The organism is Allobosea sp. Root483D1 (assembly GCF_001429505.1).
GTDB lineage: Bacteria > Pseudomonadota > Alphaproteobacteria > Rhizobiales > Beijerinckiaceae > Allobosea.
This window is the reverse complement of sequence record NZ_LMJW01000016.1, coordinates 26,204-43,426: the sequence shown is the minus strand read 5'-3', so window position 1 is coordinate 43,426 and position 17,223 is coordinate 26,204. Positions and strand designations below refer to the sequence as shown.

The following is a 17,223-nucleotide window of genomic DNA, read 5'->3' as shown; positions in this document are numbered from 1 at the left end:
AACCGACCACAAGCCCGATACGAAAAGGCCGCCCGAAAGGCGGCCTTTTTCTTTTGGAATGGGTTGCGAGTGATCGCCTTCGACGTGCCAACGCCTGGGCTTGCCCGCTCAGCGCGCCCAGCGTGCGATCTGGATCAGCACCTGCGACAGGGCCTGGTCGAGGGCCTGCGCCGCCCCTGCCCCGTCGGCACCAGCGGGTACCCGCGCCGAGAACAGCTTGGCACGCTGAACCTTGCCGGTGCGGTCGCCGATCAGCTTGGCGGTGATCTCGACCACGGCCTGGCCGCTGGCGGCGTCGATGTTGAAGGCGCGGATATCGGTGTTGAGCTGGAAGTCGGGGACGATGCGCTCGCCCGGCCGGCCGACGGCGGCGATGCGGCTGCCGTTCTCGAAGGTCTGGATCAGGCGGGTCTGCACAAGATTGGGTACCCGGTCGGCCCATTGCGCGCCGCCGAGGAAGGAGAGCGCGCCGCTCGAATCCTTGACGATCAGCCGGTCGGAATCGAGGGCCTGCACCGCCGTCGGCTGGGCGACGATCAGTACTCCGCCGCCGCCCCCGATGCGGCCGAAATCGCGCGGCGCGGAGAGGTCGTAGGTGGTCGGCGCCGGCCCGCCGCCGCAACCGGCCAGCAGCATCGAGCCCCCGACCGCAATGGACAGGGCGCGCAGACGACTGCGAAGCAGCAATGGCGAAGTCAGCATAGTCATATCGAGCTAGCGCGATCCATTGTACTGGGGAAGCGGTGGGCGGCCGCCCGTGATGAACTGCTGGGGATTGCGCTCAACACTGCGCAACACGCGGTTGATATCCCCGAGCGTGCGCTTGCCGTCGGAGGCCAGCGTTTCGAGATCGCGCAGGCCCGGGCCGGTGAAGCGGTTGATGCCCGTGGTGATCTCGGCGGTGCGCTTGTCGAGATTGTCGGCCAGCACCCGAATCGACTTCGCGGCGTTGGCGACCTCGGCGAAGGCGCCTTGCCCGTCCTGCGTGTTCAGGAAGGACTGCGCCGCCTTGAGCACGCCCTCGACCTGGTCGGCGGCGCGGTTGAGCTTGTCGGTGATCGAGGCGACGTCGCTGACCGCCTTGGAGACGTCGTTGCTCGAGCCGCCCAACGCCGCGGTGAACTTGTCGACATTGTCGATGATGCCGGTGATCTTGGCGCGATCGACCGAGCGAACCACCCCGGTCAATTCCTCGCTCAGCGTGCCGAGCTTCTGCGAGAGCGGCGCGATCGTATCCGCGATCTGGCCGAAGCTCGACATCAGCTTGTCGATGCTGTCGGAATTGTCTCCCAACGCCTTGGAAAACTTCTCGATATTGCTGACGGTGTTGGTGATCGCGCCGGAATTGGTCTTGATCAGCCCGTCGAGGTTGCCCAGCACCTCGTCGGCCTTCTTGGCGACGTTGCGGACCGATTCGATGATGTCCTGCAATTCGGAACGCTCGGCGGTGATGGTCGGCAGCGGCTCGCCGGGCTTCGCCCGCAGCACGGCGGCGTCGGGCTCGCCGCCTATCAGCTGCAGCGCGACGACGCCGGCGAGGCCCTGCGCCTCGATGCGGGCGCGGGTATCGACCCGCAGCGGCGTCGTGTTCTCGACCTCGATCACGCCGAAGATGCGGCGCGGATCGTCCGGCTGCAGGCCGATCTGCTTGACCTCGCCGACCCGCAACCCGTTGAAGAGCACGCTCGAGCCGCGCCCAAGACCGGTGACGGTGCCGGTGAAGATCACGCGGATATCCTGCTTGCGGCCGCTGCCGCCGCTACCGAACCAGTAGACGAAGCCGAACATCGCCGCGATCACGGCGAGGGTGAAGAGGCCGACCAGAGCGTAATTCGCACGGGATTCCATCGCGGGCGGTCAGGTCCTCGTTTGATCGGGCATGCGGGCGCGGGCGCGCTCGCCTCCGAAATACGCTTTGAGCCAGGGGTGATCGGAAGCCAGCATGGTGGCGAGCGGACCGACCGCGATGACACGCTTGTCCGCCAAGGCGGCAATCCTGTCGCAAGCTACATAGAGACTGTCGAGGTCATGGGTTACCATGAAGACCGTCAGGCCCAAAGTCTGCTTGAGCGTCATGATCAGCTCGTCGAACTCGGCGGCGCCGATCGGATCGAGCCCCGAGGTCGGCTCGTCCAGGAAGACGATCTCCGGGTCGAGCGCCAGCGCCCGGGCGAGCGCAGCGCGCTTGATCATGCCGCCGGAAAGCTCCGAAGGCGTCTTGTCCGCCGCATCGGGTTTCAAGCCGACCATCTCGATCTTGAGCATGGCGAGCTCTTCGAGCAGGCGCGGCGAGAGCTGGAGATATTCCCGCATCGGCACCTGGATGTTCTGCTTGACGGTCAGCGCCGAGAACAGCGCGCCCTGCTGGAACATCACGCCGAAACGGCGTTCGAGCCGGCGCCGGCCGCGCGGATCGAGCTTGTCGACATTCTCGCCGAAGACCTCGATCGTGCCGCGCTGCTTGCGCACGAGGCCGAGGATGGTGCGGGTCAGCACCGACTTGCCCTGGCCGGAGCCTCCGACAAAGCCGAGAATTTCACCACGCATCACATCGAGATCGAGCCCGTCCATGATCACCTTGTCGCCGAAAGCGACTTTGAGATCACGAACGCGAATCACCGCCTCGGGTTCCTCACCGCCCGACGCCTGAGGTCCGCGCGGACCGGTCTGAGAGGGCCTGTCGAGCACCGCAGGTCCCCTCACATCCGGATCGAGGCGAAGAACATGGCGAACAGCCCGTCGACCACGATCACCATGAAGATCGCCTTCACCACCGACGCCGTCACCTGATGGCCCAGTGATTCGGCCGAGCCCTTCACCGCCAGCCCCTCGATCGAGGCGATCAGGCCGATCACGAACGCCATGAACGGGGCTTTGATGAGGCCGACGGCGAAATGCTGCCAGGTGATCACCGATTTCAGGCGGTCGAGATAGGTGTCGAGGCCGATGCCGCCATAGAGCCAGCTCACCAGGCCGGCCCCGACGAGGCCTGACATGGCCGCGAGGAAGGTCAAAATCGGCAGCGCGATAACCAGCGCCAGGATGCGCGGTACGATCAGCACCTCGATCGGATCGAGCCCCATCACGCGGAGCGCATCGATCTCCTCGCGCATCTTCATCGAGCCGATCTCGGCCGTGAAGGCGGAGCCCGAACGACCTGCCACCATGATCGAGGTCAGCAGCACCGAGAGCTCGCGCAGGACGAGGATGCCGGTCAGGTTGACGACGAAGGCGGTGGCGCCGAAGCGCTGGAGCTGGAAGATGCCCTGCTGCGCGACGATGCAGCCGACCAGGAACGAGATCAGGATGATGATCGGCGCGCCGTTGAAGGCGATCAGCTCGATCTGATTGACCAGCGATGGTCCGCGGAAGCGCCGCGGTCCGAGCAAGGCGCCGACGCAGCCCGCCATCACCTCGCCGAGGAAGACGGCGCCGCCGGCGAGATCGCGGCCGAAGCGGATGACGCCCTGGCCGATGTCGATAAGGATGGTAACGAGTCCGATCGGGCGAACCGGCGACTGGTAATCGGTGACGTCGCGCTCGACCTCCGCGAGCAGCACCGCGTGCTCCGGACGGCGGCTGGTCAGCTCGACCGAGGCGCCCTCCGCCTCGCCCGCCTGCTTCACCTGGCCGAGCAGGTAGGCGCCGAGCGTGTCGAGGCGCTCGATCGCCGACAGGTCGAGCCGCGCCTGGCGCACACCGGCGACGCGCTTCGACAATTCGCTGGTCAGGGCTTCGAGACGCGGCGCCCGCCCTACGCTCCAGCGCCCGGCCAGCGACACGACGAGGACGCCGCCATCGTCGCGATAGACCGCCTGCGGCTCAACGTCGTCGACGACAGCCATGACGGCTCGCCCACTCCCCACATCAGATTCGGCCCCCATAGCCTGTATCGCCGCGAGCCCGGAGGATGGCAAGGGCCGCCAGGACGAGCCCGAGCACTGCGAGCGGCACCATGGCGAGGAACACGCCCGGCCCGAACAGGCGATAAAGGTAACCGGAGAGGATCGTCGTCAGCCCCATCACCAGAGCACTCGCAGCGACGAGGCGCCCTTGCGCCGCCGCGCGACGCGCCTCCGGGGCGAGCGCCGACAGTGCCGCGAGTGTGCCCAGATGCATGCAGCCGAAGGTCACGCCGTGCAGGAGCTGCAGCAGGACGGTGACGGCAAGGCCGGGATCGGCGCTCATCGCCCCGAAACGCAGCGCCGCCGCGACTGCCGCGATAGCGATCCAGCGAAGCCCGACGAGACCTCGCGCCGCAATGCCGCCCCCGAAAAGGAAGACGGCGATCTCGGCGAGGACGGCAACGGCCCAGAGCCAGCCGACCGCCTCGCCGCTGAAGCCGATGCTGCGCCAGTGCAGGGAGCTGAAGGCATAGACCGCCGCATGCGTGGCGTTGACGCAGGCCGCCGCCCCGACCGCCAGCCAGAACGGCAGTCCGAAGCCCGCCGGAGAAGCACCGCGCGGGGCGGCCGGCGAGAGGCCCAGCGGCGGCGACGGGGCCTGCAGCGCAGCGAGCGCCGCGAGCGAGCTGCTGCCGGCGAGCACGAAGGGGATCAGCCAGGCGCCGTGCCGCGCGATCAGATAGCCGCCGGCGAGGTTGGACAGCACGAAGGTCACCGAGCCCCAGAGCCTGACGCGGCCATAGTCCTTCAGCGCCCCCGCCTTCACCTGAGAAGTGGTCAGCACGTCGGCGAGCGGCACCACGCCCGACAACGCGATGGCGCTGAGCGCCGTCAGCACTGCGATCGGGACGAGCTGATCCTGCGGCGCGAGAGCAAAATAGATCGCCGCCGCCAGCGCATTCAGCAGCGCGAGCAGGATGTTCGGCCGCAGACGGTCGCCGAGACCGGTCACGGATGACGCGACGAAGACGCGCACCAGGATCGGGATCGCCAGCACATAGCCGATCTCGACATCGCTCAGCCCCTTCGAGCCGAGCCAGATCGGAAAGAAGGGCAGATAGAAGCCGACGCCGAGGAAATTCAGCGCGTGCATGACCGAGAGGCGCACGGCAAGCAGACGCGGCGGTCCGGTCCGGAATGGCGGTGACATGCCGATGGCAGCAATTTCTTAAAGAATCAGCAGCAATTTTGCCGATGGGCATCTTCGGCCGACGATATGCGATTCGGCCAGCCCAAGGAGAGCAGCCTGGCCATGAGCGACGCGCGTTCGCTATCTCCGCTGAGCGCGGCCGACTATGACGCGATTGCCGCCGCCGTGGTGGAAACGGCGCGCGGTCGCTGGTTCCTGGCCGAATACGCCAGGCGGAACCGGCAGGCCGACACCGAGACGGTACTCTCGGCGATCGCCCGGCTCGAGCGGCTCTGCACCGTTCCCACGACCATGCTGGGCCAAGGCGCCGATCTCTCGGAAACCGCCCGCACCATCGCCGAACTGCGTGACGATCTCGATCGCGCCGGCGTCGGCGGGGCCTCCGCCCGCCTGTCGGCCCGCATCCAGGAGACCGCCGCCGGCATCCTCGACGCAGCCGAAGCCATCCAGGAGATCGCCTGGACCTTGCGCGAGGGCGGGGCGGAGCCGGAGCTCTGCGACCGGCTCGATCGACGCGCGACCGAGATCTATGGTGCGACCACGGTGATCGAGGCCGGCGCCAACCAGATCGAGAAGGTCGCCGACACCGTCGCCATGCTGGATGCAAGCCTGCGCGCCGCGGCCGACGGGACCGCCGTCGAGCTGGTCGATATGCCGCTCGCACCTCCCGCCGTGCCGGCCGATCCGCTCTGGTCGATGTCCGCGAAGCCGGTGACCGATCCAGGCGATATCGATGTCGTCGAGGCCAGCACCCGGCAGCGCGCGCCCCTGAGCGATGCCGGGTTGCGACAGCAGGCGCAGCCCTATCGCCGACGCAGCAGCATGCAGGTGGCCGAGGACGACATCGCCTTCGCCGATGTCGGCTCGCCGGCCGAGGCGATCATGCTGCCGGAAACGGCAAGTTCGGCGCGGATCGAGCTCAGCTATTCCGAGGCCGATTTGCGGGCGATCGCCTCGCTGCCGGTCGAGGACCGGCTGCACTTCTTCGGCTGAGCTTTTTTGATCTGGCGCATTTTCTTCACGCGAACCGGTGCCCACTTCGCTTGAAAATGCTTTGGCAAGCCGGCCTCAGTTCTCGCGCTTCAGCGCGCTCTCGTGCCAGCGCCGCAGCAGCAGGTGCGAGATCAGGCTGGTCGCGAGGAAGATCGCGATGCCGGAGAGCGAGATCATCAGCAAAGCCGCGAAGACGCGCGGGATCTTGAGCTGATAGCCGGCTTCGAGAATGCGGTAGGCCAGCCCCGATTCCGAGCCGCCGGTACCGGCGACGAACTCCGCCACGACGGCGCCGATCAAGGCGAGCCCGCCCGAGATCTTCAACCCGGCAAGGAAATAGGGCAGCGCCGCCGGCAGCTTGAGATAGCGCAGCGTCTGCCAGCGCGTCGCGCCATGCAGCTGGAAGAAGTTGATCAGGTTGTGGTCGGCCGAGTTCAGCCCGAGGATGGTGTTCGACAGGATCGGGAAGAAGGCGACGATCCAGGCGCAGATCAGCAGCGACAGGTTGATGTCGCCGGCCCAGATGATGATCAGCGGCGCGATCGCGACGATCGGCGTCACCTGCAGGATTACCGCATAGGGCAGGAGCGCCATCTCAAGCCATTTCGACTGGGTGAACAATACAGCGAGCGTAACGCCAACGATCACCGCCGCCGCCAGCGCCATGAAGGTGATGCGCAAGGTGACCCAGAGCGAGGTCGAAAGCGTGCCCCAGTCGGCGATCAGCGTCTGGCCGACCAGGAGCGGCCCGGGGAGCACATAGGACGGCACCTCGTTCCAGCGCACGGCGAATTCCCAGAGCCCGAGCACCAGGATGCCGACGGCGATCGGCGCGAGGATGCGCGGCCAGAAGCTGACCGGCAGGCCGAGGAAGGAAGGCTCGGCAACGGCGAGCGGGCGGGCTTCGGCATCGGTGCCGTCATGCGGCACCACAGTTGCGGGGGACGAGGAGCTCATGCGCCGATCGCCTCCTTGAGCTTGCCGGAAGCGAGCCGGCAGAGATGGGCGTATTCGGGCGAGGTCCGGAACAATTCGTCGCGCGGATAGGGTGCGGAGACGTCGAGATCGGCCATGACGCGGCCAGGCCGCGCCGCCATCACGACGATGCGCTGCGAGAGATAGACCGATTCAAAGACCGAATGGGTGACGAAGACGGCGGTGAAGCGCTCGCGCCACCACAGGTTCAAGAGGTCGTCATTGAGGCGATGGCGGGTGATCTCGTCGAGCGCGGCAAAAGGCTCGTCCATCAGCAGGATCTTCGGCCGCATCACCAGAGCGCGGGCGATCGAGACGCGCATCTTCATGCCGCCGGAGAGCTCGCGCGGATAGGATGTCTCGAAGCCCTTCAGCCCGACCAGCGCCAGCATCTCGGCGGCGCGGCCCTCGGCCTCGCGCCTGGGCACATGCTTGAGCACGAGTGGCAGCATGACGTTGGACAGAGCGTTGGCCCATGGCATCAGCGTCGGGTCCTGGAAGACGAAGCCGAGATCGCGCTCGGCCTTGCCTTGGCCCTCCTGGCCGCTTCCGGGCCAGTCGATGGTGCCGGTGGACGGGCTGCCCAGCCCGGCGATCATGCGCAGCAGGGTCGACTTGCCGCAGCCCGAAGGGCCGAGCAGGCTGACGAACTCGCCGGCGCCGAGGTCGAGATCGACATCGCGCACGGCGATCGTGCCGTTGGCGAACTGCTTGGAGACCCGGCGGATCGAGACGAGCGGGGTTCCGCTCCTGTTGTCCGCCGCCGGAGATGTGCTCAAATAGGCTGTGTCCAAAGGCCTGATGATCCGTTTTGTAAAAGGCCGTCATTCTCGGGCGGAGCGAAGCGCAGACCCGAGAATCTCCGGCAAGAGATGCTCGGGATCAGCCCGAGCATGACGCTCGTCAGGGCTTGCCGACGCCCTTGTTGATGAACTCCAGGCTGTAGGCCTTCCTGACGTCGACCCCGGCGGGAACGACACCGGCCTCGGTCATCGTCTTGGCGAAGCTCGCCCAGCGCGCATCGGTCATGGCGCCGATGCCGAGGTTGAGCGCATCGCCGGAGGCGACGATGCCGTTCTCGTTCATCACCTTGAGGGCGTAGTCGATCTTCTCCTGATCCATGTCGGGGTTGTCCTTCAGGATCCGGGCATTGGCGGCGGCAATGTTCGGGCCGCCCTTCATGTACTGCGCCCAACCTTCGGCCGTCGCGTCGACGAAGCGCTGCACGACCTCCTTCTTCTCCTGCACCATCTTCCGGGAGATCGTGATGGTGGTGTTGTAGTTCTCGAAGCCGGCATCGGCGAGCAGATGGACGACCGGCTCGACGCCGGCCTTGCGGATCACAAAGGGCTCGGATGACAAAAAGCCCTGCTGCGTCAGCTTCTTGTCGGCGAGGAACGGCGCCATGTTGAAGGTGTAGGGCCGGATCTGCTCGTCGCGATAGCCGAATTTCAGCTTCAGGAACGGCCAGAAGCCGACGCGGGCCTGCGCCGCGATCAGGATCGGCTTGTCCTTGAGAGCGGCGAGCGTGTCGTTGCCCTGGCCGGGATGCGAGATCAGGACCTGCGGGTCCTTCTGGAAGATCGAGGCGATGCAGAGGAAGGGCAGGTTCTCCTGCGCGAAGCTCAGCGCCTCCAGCGAATTGCCCATGATCATGTCGACCCGGCCACCGAGCAGGAGTTGGGTCGGGTTCTGCTGCGGCCCGCCGGGGCGGATCTCGACGTCGAGGCCGTACTTCTTGTAGATGCCGTTGGCGGCGGCGAGATAGAAGCCGCCATGCTCGGTCTGGGCGCGCCAGTTGGTCTGGTAGCTGACCTTGTCGAGGGTCTGCGCATTGACGCGCGCACCCGGCACCGGGATCAGCACCGAGGCCGCCGAGCCTCCGAGCAGGCCGAGCGCAGCGCGCCGGTCGAGGCGATATTTCATCGTCATGCCAGAACCCCCTCCATCAAGTCGCAAACCTGTCACCGGGCTGCGTGACCTCCGCGTCCGGCAAGCAGCGTGTATGCCACGGCCGAGGCCGTCATGTGAATGTGCACCAGCGCTCTGCACACAGGCGGCGGCTGCGCTTCCATCGCGCCGCTCCCCGGCTATGCTGCGATCAACCAACGCCGTCTCCGGTGGCGTCCCACGGCCAGAAACCCAGCTGAAAACCTCTTTAAGATGAAAGTCCTGATCTTCGGCGCGACCGGCATGGTCGGACAGGGCGCGTTGCGCGAATGCCTGCTCGATCCGGGCGTCGAGGAGGTCGTCACGATCGGCCGCCAGGCGACGGGCCGCAACCACGCCAAGCTGCACGAGATCGTGCATCCCGACCTCACCAACTATGCGGCAATCGAAGCGCAACTTGTCGGTTTCGATGCCTGCTTCTTCTGCCTCGGCATCGCCTCGGCCGGCATGAGCGAGGCCGATTACAGCCGGATCACCTACGACATGCCTCTGGCGGCGGCCAAGATGCTGTTGCGGCTCAACCCGGCAATGACCTTCGTCCACATTTCGGGGGCCAGCGCCGACAGCAGCGAGCGTGGCCGCGTGATGTGGGCCAGGGTCAAGGGTCGTACCGAGAACGCGCTGCTGCGCCTGCCCTTCAAGGCCGTCTATATTTTCAGGCCCGGCGGCATCCGCCCGATGCACGGCATCGCCTCGCGCACCACGCTCTACCGCATCATCTACGGCATTGCGGCGCCGCTCCTGCCCTGGCTCGAGCGGAGCTTCCCGCGCTATGTCACCTCGACTGAACAGCTAGGCAAGGCGATGCTGAAGGCCGCCCGCGAGGGCGCGCCCAAGCCGATCCTCGAATGCGAAGACATCAACCGGCTATGAACTGCCGCCGACAAGGACTGACGGGATGAGTGCGCGTTTCTGGGGCGATCTCAAGAGCAGCGATTTCGCCGGGCTCTCACCTGAGGCGACCGTCGCCGTGCTGCCGCTGGCGGCGATCGAACAGCACGGACCGCATCTGCCGGTGTCGGTCGACACCACCGTGATGAACGCCATGCTGGCGCTGGCGATGCCGCAGGTTCCGGCCGGGCTGGGTGTGCTGGTGCTGCCGACGCTGGCGATCTGCAAGTCGAACGAGCATCTGTATTCGCCGGGCACGCTGACCATCTCATGGGAAAGCGCGATCCGCAGCTGGATCGAGATCGGCGAGAGCGTGAAGCGCGCCGGCCTGCGCAAGCTCGTGCTCGTCACCTCCCATGGCGGCAATGTCGACCCGATGAAGGTGGTGGCGCGCGAGCTGCGCGTCCGCCAGGGCATGTTCGCGGTCTCGACCTCCTGGAGTAATTTCGGCCAGCCGCCGGAGCTCTATGCCGAGTTGGACGCCAAACACGGAATCCATGCCGGCGACATAGAGACCTCGCTGATGCTGCATTTCCGGCCCGATCTCGTCGACATGAGCAAGGCCGGACGCTTCGTGCCGCGGACGGTCGAGATGGCGGATGAGGGCTACAAGTGGCTGCGGCCGACGGGCCCCCATCCCTTCGCCTGGATGGCGCAGGATGTTCATCCCTCCGGCGCTGCGGGCGATGCCAGCCTCGCTACCGCCGAGAAAGGCAAGGCGACGGCCGAGTTCCAGGCCGCGGGCTTCGTCGAATTGCTCGCGGATGTGGCGCGGTTTCCGTTGGCGACGCTGCACAAGGCAAACTGACACGTCATGCTCGGGCTTGACCCGAGCATCTCAGGCCGGAAAAGGCTCAGGCCAGCGCCTTCTGGTCACGAGATTCTCGGGTCTGCGCTTTGCTCCGCCCGAGAATGACGCCTCCTGCGTCAATCCGGGTCGAGCAAACGAGGTCCGGCCCCCTGCTTGCCGAGTTCGTCCCAGGGATTGTGCAGCGGGCAGCTCTTCACCGAGAGGCAGCCGCAGCCGATGCAGTCGTTGAGATGATCGCGCAGGCGCGTCAGCCGGTCGATGCGATGCTCAAGCTCCTCCTTCCAGGCAGCGGAGAGCCGCGTCCAGTCCTGCGCCGTCGGCGTGCGCTCCTGCGGCAACGCCTTGAAGGCCTCGCGGATCGTCTTCAGCGGGATACCGGTGCGCTGCGCCACCTTGATGATCGCGACGCGGCGCAGCACCTCGCGTGGATAGCGGCGCTGGTTGCCGGCGTTGCGGCGGCTACGGATCAGCCCTTCGGCCTCATAGAAGTGCAGCGCGGAGACCGCGATACCGCTGCGGCTCGCGACCTGGCCGACGCTGAGATCGTCAGCGAAGGGATTGCGGGCTGGGTGCTTCATGGTGCTTGACCTTAACCTTAGTTGAGGTTCTATAGAGGTCGCTCCGCTGCATTGCCAGCCCGCCGGAGCCTCTCATGCATCGCCCGCTCATCCCCCAAATCAAGGTCGCCGTGATCTATGGCAGCACGCGCCAGGGACGCCTGTGCACGAAGGTCGCCGGCTGGACGATCGCGCAGATCGAAGGCGATGGCCCGTTCTCGGTCGAGAGCGTCGATCCCGGCGCGCACGACCTCGCCGAGCAGGCGGAACGGCTCGGCCGGGCCGACGCCTTCATCGTGGTCACGCCCGAATACAACCGCAGCTTCCCGGCCCCCCTGAAGGCGCTGATCGACGGCACCGGCACACAATGGCGCGGCAAGCCGATCGCCTTCGTCTCCTATGGCGGCATCTCGGGAGGCCTGCGTGCCGTCGAGCAACTCCGCCTCGTCTTCGCCGAGCTGCACGCCGCGACGATCCGCGACGGAGTCTGCTTCGCCAATGCCTGGGACCAGTTCGACGAGACGGGTCGGCTGCGCGACGCCGATCGCGCCGAGCGGGCGATGGCGACAATGCTCGGGCAATTGCACTGGTGGGCGAGCGCGCTCAGAACGGCCCGGAACAGCGTGCCCTACGGGCAGTTCGCGGCTTAACGGGGCTTCAGGCCGCTTCACCCCTCATCCTGAGGAGGCCCGAAGGGCCGTCTCAAAGGATGTGGGCTGAGGGAGACCGAAGGCAGAACCTAACGCCGCGATGCAGTTTGCTTCACAAATTCGAACTGGTCGCGGCGGCGGCATCCGGGAAGGATCGGGCGGACCGATCCCTCCTTCTGCGGAGCCGCCATGCAGCTCAAACTCCTGCGCAACGCCCTGCTCAAGCTGAGCTATGCCGGCAAGACCCTGCTGATCGACCCTGATTTCGGCGAGAAGCTCAGCCGTCGCTCGATCGCCGGCAAGTCGCAGAATCCGATGGTCGAGCTCCCCGAGCCGATCGAGGAGATCCTCGCCGGAGTCGACCATGTCATCGTCTCGCATCTGCATGCCGACCATTTCGACGAGGTCGCCAAGGCGCGGATTCCGAAGGACATCCCGCTGATCTGCCAGCCCGGCAACGAGGAGGCGATCCGGCAGGCCGGCTTCAGCAACGTCACGCCGCTCGACCATTTCGTCCGCATCGGCCCGATCGTGGTGAAGCCGCAGCCGGCCCAGCATGGCACCGGGCCGGTCGTCGAGGTGATGGGCAAGGTGATGGGCCTCACCCTGGAAGCGCCAGGCGAGCCTTCAGTCTACTGGTGCGGCGACAGCGTGCTCTATGCGCCGCTGCAGGAGGCGGTGGCCAAGGCCGCGCCCGATGTGATCGTTACCCATTCCTGCGGCGCACTCTGGGATGGCACGCTGATCGTGATGGATGCCCAGCAGACGCTCGACCTCGCCGAGCAGGCGCCGCAGGCGGTGATCGTCGCGACCCATATGGAAGCGCTCGACCATGCCAGCGTCAGCCGGCAGGCGTTGCGCGAGGCGGCCGAGGCTCGCGGCATCGGCCGTGACCGGCTGCTGATCCCGGCCGATGGCGAGACGATCGATTTGAAGGCGCCGGTGCACGCCGGCACCTGAACCTCCTCGGTCATCCCGGACAAGCCGCGAAGCGGCGCCGATCCGGGATCCATGCCTGAACCGTTCCGGAATGGGTCCCGGGTCTGCGCTTCGCTCCGCCCGGGACGACCGGGGCGGCGAAACGAGCCCTCTACTCCCCCGCCTTGAGCTGCTTGGCGTAGATGTCCTTGTACTGGTCGCGCAGCAGGTTCTTCTGGACCTTGCCCATGGTGTTGCGCGGCAGGTCGGCGACGATGAAGACCTGCTTGGGCAATTTGAACTTGGCGAGGCGCTGCTCCAGCGCCTTGGCGATGCCGGCGGCGGAGATATCGGCGCCGGCCTTTGCCACCACCACGGCGGTGACGCCCTCGCCGAAATCGGGATGCGGGCAGCCGATCACGGCGCTCTCGATCACCCCTTGCATCTCGTCGATCTCGGCCTCGACCTCCTTGGGATAGACATTGTAGCCGCCGGTGATGATTAGGTCCTTGCCGCGCCCGACGATGTGGACGTAGCCGGCCGGGTCGATCTTGCCGAGATCGCCGGTGATGAAGAAGCCGTCGGGCCGGAACTCGGCCGCCGTCTTCTCGGGGTTGCGCCAATAGCCCTTGAAGACGTTGGGGCCCTTGACCTCGATCATGCCGATCTCGTCGCGGGCGAGCTCCTTGCCGCTCTCCGGATCGGTGACGCGGGCCGAGACGCCGGGCAGCGGGAAGCCGACCGTGCCCGCCACCCGGTCCCCGTCATAGGGATTCGAGGTGTTCATGTTGGTTTCGGTCATGCCGTAGCGCTCGAGGATGGCGTGGCCGGTGCGCTCGCGCCATTCGCGATGCGTCTCGGCCAGCAGCGGTGCCGAGCCGGAGACGAAGAGGCGCATATGCTTCGTCGCCTCCTTCGACAGCCTGCTATCCTGGAGCAGGCGGACATAGAAGGTCGGCACGCCCATCATGCTCGTCGCTTGCGGCAGGTATTTGAAGACCTGTTCCGGATCGAACTTCGGCAGCAGGATCATCGCGGCGCCGGCAAACAGGATGACATTGGTCGCGACGAAGAGGCCGTGGGTGTGGAAAATCGGCAAAGCGTGCAGCAGCACGTCGCTCTTGCCGAAGCGCCAGTAGTCGACCAGCGCCAGCGCGTTAGAGGCGAGGTTGTCATGGCTGAGCATGGCGCCCTTGGAGCGCCCGGTTGTGCCCGAGGTGTAGAGGATGGCGGCGAGATCATCCGCGCCGCGCGCGACGTCGGCGAACTCGGCCGAAGCGGCATTGGCGTTGTCGAGCAAGCTGCCTGCGCCGACGCCGAGCGTCTCCAGCTTCGCGCCGGCCTTCTCGGCAAAGGGCTTCAGCGCCTCCGCCCTGGCGGGATCGCAGACGAAGACGGCGGGCTCGGCATCGCCGAGGAAGTACTCGATCTCGGCCGGGGTGTAGGCGGTGTTGAGCGGCAGGAAGATCGCGCCGGCACGGACCGTGCCGAGATAGAGCATCAAGGCCTCGATGCTCTTCTCGACCTGGACGGCGACACGGTCGCCCGGCTTCACACCGAGCGCCACCAGCGCGTTGGCGAAGCGGGCGGAGACCGCGACCATGTCGGCATAGGAATAGGTCCGGCCGTCATCGAGGAATGCGAAGGGCGCGTTCGGCGCCGGCATGCGAGCCTTGATCAGGTCGAACAGATGATTGCCCATGATTTCGGGTCCTTTCAGGCGTTTCCGTTTTGTGTTGTTCAGTGCTTGGCCGGCCGCAGCAGCTTCTTCACCGAGGAGGAGGCGACCACGGTGCTACGGCTGGCGAAGGCCTCGTGATTGACCTCGATGTCGTCGAGCTCATAGCGGTAATTGACCATCACGCCATGGGACTCGCGCTGGCCCCGGTCGGAGAGGTTGCCGCCGACATTGATGCGCTCCAGCCGCGCGCCATTGCCGAGATGGAAGCGGGCGACCGGGTCGATCACCCGTCCTGACGCAGTCCGCGCTCTCAGCATGTACTGCGCCATCATCTGGCCGAGCAGCTTGTCGCGACGAGCGGCGGTCACCTCATCGAGCGCCACGACCTCGGCCGGCGCCTGCATCAGCAATGCGGCTTCCTCATTGGTCAGGCCGAGCTCGGCCGGCTCCGCCAGCGCCGGGCCGAGCCAGCGCGCGAAGCCCGGCACCGGCGAGAGCGTGACGAAGACGTCGAGCCCCGGCAGCTCCCGCTTCAGGTCCTCGGCGACCTGCTTGATCAGGAAGTTGCCGAAGGAGATGCCGCGCAGGCCCTCCTGGCAGTTCGAGATCGAATAGAACACCGCCGTGGTGGCGGAAGAGGCAGACAGCACCTCGCGCTCCTCGCTCAGCACATCGACGATGCGGCTCGGATTCTCACGGGTCAGCGCGACCTCGACGAAGATCAGCGGCTCGTCGATGAGCTGCGGGTGGAAGAAGGCGAAGCAGCGCCGATCGGCCGGCTCGAGCCTACGGCGCAGATCGTCCCAGTCCTTGATGGCGTGGACCGCCTCGTAGCGGATGATCTTCTCCAGCACGTTCGCCGGCGTGGTCCAGTCGATGCGGCGCAGCACGAGGAAGCCGCGATTGAACCAGGAGGCGAAGAGGTGCCGGAAATCGGCATCGACCGCCTTGAGGTCCGGCTCCTGCTTCATCGCCTCGAACATGCTCTCGCGCATGCGCACCAGCACATGGGTGCCGCCTGGCGCGAGGTTGAGGCGGCGGAACAGCTCTTGCCGGCGCGGCTCGGAGGCGAGATGGAGCTGGCCGATCGCCTCGGCGTCGGGATTGTCGCGATAACGCTCCAGCGCGGCGTCGAGCCGCTCGCGATCGGGGCCGAAGCGCTCCTGCAGCAGACGGAAGAAGGCGAGCCGGCCGCCCTCTTCGAGCTGCTCCCAATCATCCAGAACGGCCTGTGCCAGCGCCATGCCCGACGCCTCGCCGCGCCCCGAGAGGAGGTCCTCGCAGAGCTTGTCGAGCGGCCGGCGGCGGTTCGAGGCGAAGCGCTCGAAATTGATCAGCGCCCGGCCGCGATCGGCGACGCTGGTCAAGAGATCGCCAAGAAACGCCATCTGCACCCCCAAGGCCTGCTACCAGCGCCATCCTATACGAGTTTGCCGCAGTGCAAACGCAAGGCACCGCGACACGATCGCGCTACTTCAACAGGTCCCACGCCTTGAGGAAGAAATCGGGCGTGCCGAAGTTCCCAGACTTCAGCGCCACCACCATGTCTGGCCCTTCGACGACACGCGTCCAAGGCACGCCGGGGTCGATCTCAGGGCCGATCTCCAGCGTGCGGATGGCGAGCCCCTGCACTACCGCGCCGGACGTCTCACCACCGGCGACCAACAGGCGGGTGACGCCGCCAGCGTTCAGAAGTCGCGCGGCTTCGGCAAAGGCATGCTCGACGGTCTCGCCGGCCTTATCGCGGCCGAGCTTGTCCTGCACCGCCGCGACCTCGGCCGGATCGTCGCTGGAATAGAGGAGGAAGGGTTTGTCGGCCGGCTGCGCCAAGGCCCAGTCGGCCAGCTCCTTCGCCGTCTGCTGTCCGGCGGCCAGCGCCAGCGGGTCAACCTTCAGCGCCGGGATGCCGGCCGCGAGCGCCGCCTTGATCTGCCCCCGCGTCGCGGTCGAGCAGCTGCCCGAGATGATGCCGGCGCGACCCGCCGATGCGGAGAGATGCGTCGCGGTCTCGCGCCAGGGCAGAAGCCCTGCCTTGCGGAAGTTCTCGGGCAGGCCCATCGCGATGCCGGAGCCGCCGGTGAGCAGGACATGATCCGAAATGGCCTCGCCGAGCACCATCAGATGGCCATTGTCCAGCGCATCGGTGACGACGTAGCGCACGCCGTCCGCCGCCAGCTCGGCCAGGCGCTTGCGTACCGCGGCAGCGCCCTGGTTGACGGCCGCATAGGAGGCGAGTCCGACCTTGTGACCGGTCTGCGCAGCCATCAGCCGCATCAGGTTGGAATCCCGCATCGGCGTCAGCGGGTGGTCCTTCATCGAGCTCTCGTGCAGCGGCACCTCGCCGACGAAGAGATAGCCGTTGAAGATCGACCGGCCGTTGGCCGGGAAGGCCGGGCAGACAATGGCTTGATGGGCATTGAGGCGCTGCATCAACGCGTCCGCGACCGGGCCGATGTTGCCCTGCGCCGTCGAGTCGAAGGTTGAGCAGTATTTGAACAGGATCTGCCGCGCGCCAGCCGCCAGCAGCGCCTCGCAGGCGGCGAGCGAATCCGCCACGGCCTCGGCGACAGGATTGGTGCGCGATTTCAGTGCGACGACGACGGCGTCGGCCTCGGGCAGTTTCGCGCCGGCAGCAGGCGCGCCGATGACCTGGACCGTGCGCATCCCGGCGCGGTTCAGCATCAGGGCGACGTCGGTCGCGCCCGTCATGTCGTCGGCAATCACACCCAGCAGCATCGTTGG

17 protein-coding genes are annotated in these 17,223 nt (G+C 66.6%); 5 read left to right on the top strand and 12 right to left on the bottom strand.

The window, feature by feature from the left end; genetic code table 11:
* Window positions 1-108: 108 nt before the first annotated feature.
* From ASE66_RS13055 to ASE66_RS13035, 5 genes are all read right to left on the bottom strand, one after another.
* Window positions 109-702: an ABC-type transport auxiliary lipoprotein family protein gene (locus tag ASE66_RS13055; RefSeq protein WP_082613409.1), complete on the bottom strand. Its 594-nt coding sequence runs from the start codon at window positions 700-702 to the stop codon at window positions 109-111.
* Window positions 703-714: 12 nt separating this feature from the next.
* Window positions 715-1,848, bottom strand: coding sequence for an MlaD family protein (locus ASE66_RS13050; protein WP_057190068.1), 1,134 nt, complete (start codon window positions 1,846-1,848; stop codon window positions 715-717).
* A gap of 9 nt (window positions 1,849-1,857) precedes the next feature.
* Window positions 1,858-2,571 (bottom strand): ABC transporter ATP-binding protein, encoded by a 714-nt coding sequence (locus ASE66_RS13045; RefSeq protein ID WP_082613446.1) that lies wholly within the window; start codon window positions 2,569-2,571, stop codon window positions 1,858-1,860.
* A gap of 128 nt (window positions 2,572-2,699) precedes the next feature.
* The gene (locus tag ASE66_RS13040; RefSeq protein ID WP_057190066.1) at window positions 2,700-3,845 is read right to left on the bottom strand and encodes an ABC transporter permease; all 1,146 of its coding nucleotides are present in this window, start codon (window positions 3,843-3,845) and stop codon (window positions 2,700-2,702) included.
* A gap of 22 nt (window positions 3,846-3,867) precedes the next feature.
* Window positions 3,868-5,055, bottom strand: a complete 1,188-nt coding sequence (locus ASE66_RS13035; RefSeq protein ID WP_057190065.1) for an MFS transporter — start codon at window positions 5,053-5,055, stop codon at window positions 3,868-3,870.
* A 102-nt stretch (window positions 5,056-5,157) separates the two neighbouring features.
* On the opposite strand from ASE66_RS13035, the gene ASE66_RS13030 reads away from it, so the two are divergent.
* On the top strand, window positions 5,158-6,048 hold the full coding sequence (locus ASE66_RS13030) for a hypothetical protein (protein WP_156412140.1): 891 nt from the start codon (window positions 5,158-5,160) through the stop codon (window positions 6,046-6,048).
* Window positions 6,049-6,123: 75 nt separating this feature from the next.
* Here the strand turns inward: ASE66_RS13030 and ASE66_RS13025 are convergent, their stop codons facing one another.
* From ASE66_RS13025 to ASE66_RS13015, 3 genes are all read right to left on the bottom strand, one after another.
* Window positions 6,124-7,005 (bottom strand): ABC transporter permease, encoded by an 882-nt coding sequence (locus ASE66_RS13025; protein WP_082613408.1) that lies wholly within the window; start codon window positions 7,003-7,005, stop codon window positions 6,124-6,126.
* On the bottom strand, window positions 7,002-7,802 hold the full coding sequence (locus tag ASE66_RS13020) for an ABC transporter ATP-binding protein (RefSeq protein WP_162262481.1): 801 nt from the start codon (window positions 7,800-7,802) through the stop codon (window positions 7,002-7,004). The genes ASE66_RS13025 and ASE66_RS13020 overlap by 4 nt, the downstream gene beginning before the upstream one ends.
* Window positions 7,803-7,926: 124 nt before the next feature.
* Window positions 7,927-8,955: an ABC transporter substrate-binding protein gene (locus ASE66_RS13015; RefSeq protein ID WP_057190062.1), complete on the bottom strand. Its 1,029-nt coding sequence runs from the start codon at window positions 8,953-8,955 to the stop codon at window positions 7,927-7,929.
* Between the two features lie 231 nt (window positions 8,956-9,186).
* On the opposite strand from ASE66_RS13015, the gene ASE66_RS13010 reads away from it, so the two are divergent.
* Window positions 9,187-9,846 carry an NAD-dependent epimerase/dehydratase family protein gene (locus tag ASE66_RS13010; protein WP_057190061.1) on the top strand — a complete coding sequence of 220 codons (660 nt, stop codon included), beginning with the start codon at window positions 9,187-9,189 and terminating at the stop codon, window positions 9,844-9,846.
* A gap of 25 nt (window positions 9,847-9,871) precedes the next feature.
* Window positions 9,872-10,672 carry a creatininase family protein gene (locus tag ASE66_RS13005; protein ID WP_057190060.1) on the top strand — a complete coding sequence of 267 codons (801 nt, stop codon included), beginning with the start codon at window positions 9,872-9,874 and terminating at the stop codon, window positions 10,670-10,672.
* A gap of 119 nt (window positions 10,673-10,791) precedes the next feature.
* Here the strand turns inward: ASE66_RS13005 and soxR are convergent, their stop codons facing one another.
* Window positions 10,792-11,253, bottom strand: coding sequence for a redox-sensitive transcriptional activator SoxR (soxR, locus tag ASE66_RS13000; protein ID WP_057190059.1), 462 nt, complete (start codon window positions 11,251-11,253; stop codon window positions 10,792-10,794).
* 74 nt (window positions 11,254-11,327) lie between these two features.
* Here soxR and ASE66_RS12995 point away from each other — a divergent pair, with 74 nt between their 5' ends.
* Window positions 11,328-11,882 carry an NADPH-dependent FMN reductase gene (locus ASE66_RS12995; protein WP_057190058.1) on the top strand — a complete coding sequence of 185 codons (555 nt, stop codon included), beginning with the start codon at window positions 11,328-11,330 and terminating at the stop codon, window positions 11,880-11,882.
* A 189-nt stretch (window positions 11,883-12,071) separates the two neighbouring features.
* Window positions 12,072-12,842 carry an MBL fold metallo-hydrolase gene (locus ASE66_RS12990; protein WP_057190057.1) on the top strand — a complete coding sequence of 257 codons (771 nt, stop codon included), beginning with the start codon at window positions 12,072-12,074 and terminating at the stop codon, window positions 12,840-12,842.
* A gap of 130 nt (window positions 12,843-12,972) precedes the next feature.
* Here the strand turns inward: ASE66_RS12990 and ASE66_RS12985 are convergent, their stop codons facing one another.
* The 3 genes from ASE66_RS12985 to otnK all read right to left on the bottom strand — a co-directional run bounded on the left by ASE66_RS12985 (window position 12,973) and on the right by otnK (window position 17,217).
* Window positions 12,973-14,502 (bottom strand): malonate--CoA ligase, encoded by a 1,530-nt coding sequence (locus ASE66_RS12985; RefSeq protein ID WP_082613407.1) that lies wholly within the window; start codon window positions 14,500-14,502, stop codon window positions 12,973-12,975.
* 38 nt (window positions 14,503-14,540) lie between these two features.
* Complete coding sequence (locus ASE66_RS12980; RefSeq protein WP_057190056.1) at window positions 14,541-15,869, bottom strand: malonyl-CoA decarboxylase; 1,329 nt, start codon at window positions 15,867-15,869, stop codon at window positions 14,541-14,543.
* Between the two features lie 82 nt (window positions 15,870-15,951).
* Window positions 15,952-17,217, bottom strand: a complete 1,266-nt coding sequence (otnK, locus tag ASE66_RS12975) for a 3-oxo-tetronate kinase (protein WP_057190055.1) — start codon at window positions 17,215-17,217, stop codon at window positions 15,952-15,954.
* Window positions 17,218-17,223 lie beyond the last annotated feature (6 nt).

Bases quoted from the DNA above. Each gene is read 5' to 3' on its own strand.
- ASE66_RS12995 (WP_057190058.1), top strand. From the start codon at position 11,328: ATGCATCGCCCGCTCATCCCCCAAATCAAGGTCGCCGTGATCTATGGC.
- ASE66_RS13010 (WP_057190061.1), top strand. From the start codon at position 9,187: ATGAAAGTCCTGATCTTCGGCGCGACCGGCATGGTCGGACAGGGCGCG.
- otnK (WP_057190055.1), bottom strand. From the start codon at position 17,217: ATGCTGCTGGGTGTGATTGCCGACGACATGACGGGCGCGACCGACGTC.
- ASE66_RS13025 (WP_082613408.1), bottom strand. From the start codon at position 7,005: ATGAGCTCCTCGTCCCCCGCAACTGTGGTGCCGCATGACGGCACCGAT.
- ASE66_RS12990 (WP_057190057.1), top strand. From the start codon at position 12,072: ATGCAGCTCAAACTCCTGCGCAACGCCCTGCTCAAGCTGAGCTATGCC.
- ASE66_RS13015 (WP_057190062.1), bottom strand. From the start codon at position 8,955: ATGACGATGAAATATCGCCTCGACCGGCGCGCTGCGCTCGGCCTGCTC.
- ASE66_RS13055 (WP_082613409.1), bottom strand. From the start codon at position 702: ATGCTGACTTCGCCATTGCTGCTTCGCAGTCGTCTGCGCGCCCTGTCC.
- soxR (WP_057190059.1), bottom strand. From the start codon at position 11,253: ATGAAGCACCCAGCCCGCAATCCCTTCGCTGACGATCTCAGCGTCGGC.
- ASE66_RS12985 (WP_082613407.1), bottom strand. From the start codon at position 14,502: ATGGGCAATCATCTGTTCGACCTGATCAAGGCTCGCATGCCGGCGCCG.
- ASE66_RS12980 (WP_057190056.1), bottom strand. From the start codon at position 15,869: ATGGCGTTTCTTGGCGATCTCTTGACCAGCGTCGCCGATCGCGGCCGG.
- ASE66_RS13050 (WP_057190068.1), bottom strand. From the start codon at position 1,848: ATGGAATCCCGTGCGAATTACGCTCTGGTCGGCCTCTTCACCCTCGCC.
- ASE66_RS13045 (WP_082613446.1), bottom strand. From the start codon at position 2,571: ATGGACGGGCTCGATCTCGATGTGATGCGTGGTGAAATTCTCGGCTTT.
- ASE66_RS13005 (WP_057190060.1), top strand. From the start codon at position 9,872: ATGAGTGCGCGTTTCTGGGGCGATCTCAAGAGCAGCGATTTCGCCGGG.
- ASE66_RS13035 (WP_057190065.1), bottom strand. From the start codon at position 5,055: ATGTCACCGCCATTCCGGACCGGACCGCCGCGTCTGCTTGCCGTGCGC.
- ASE66_RS13040 (WP_057190066.1), bottom strand. From the start codon at position 3,845: ATGGCTGTCGTCGACGACGTTGAGCCGCAGGCGGTCTATCGCGACGAT.
- ASE66_RS13030 (WP_156412140.1), top strand. From the start codon at position 5,158: ATGAGCGACGCGCGTTCGCTATCTCCGCTGAGCGCGGCCGACTATGAC.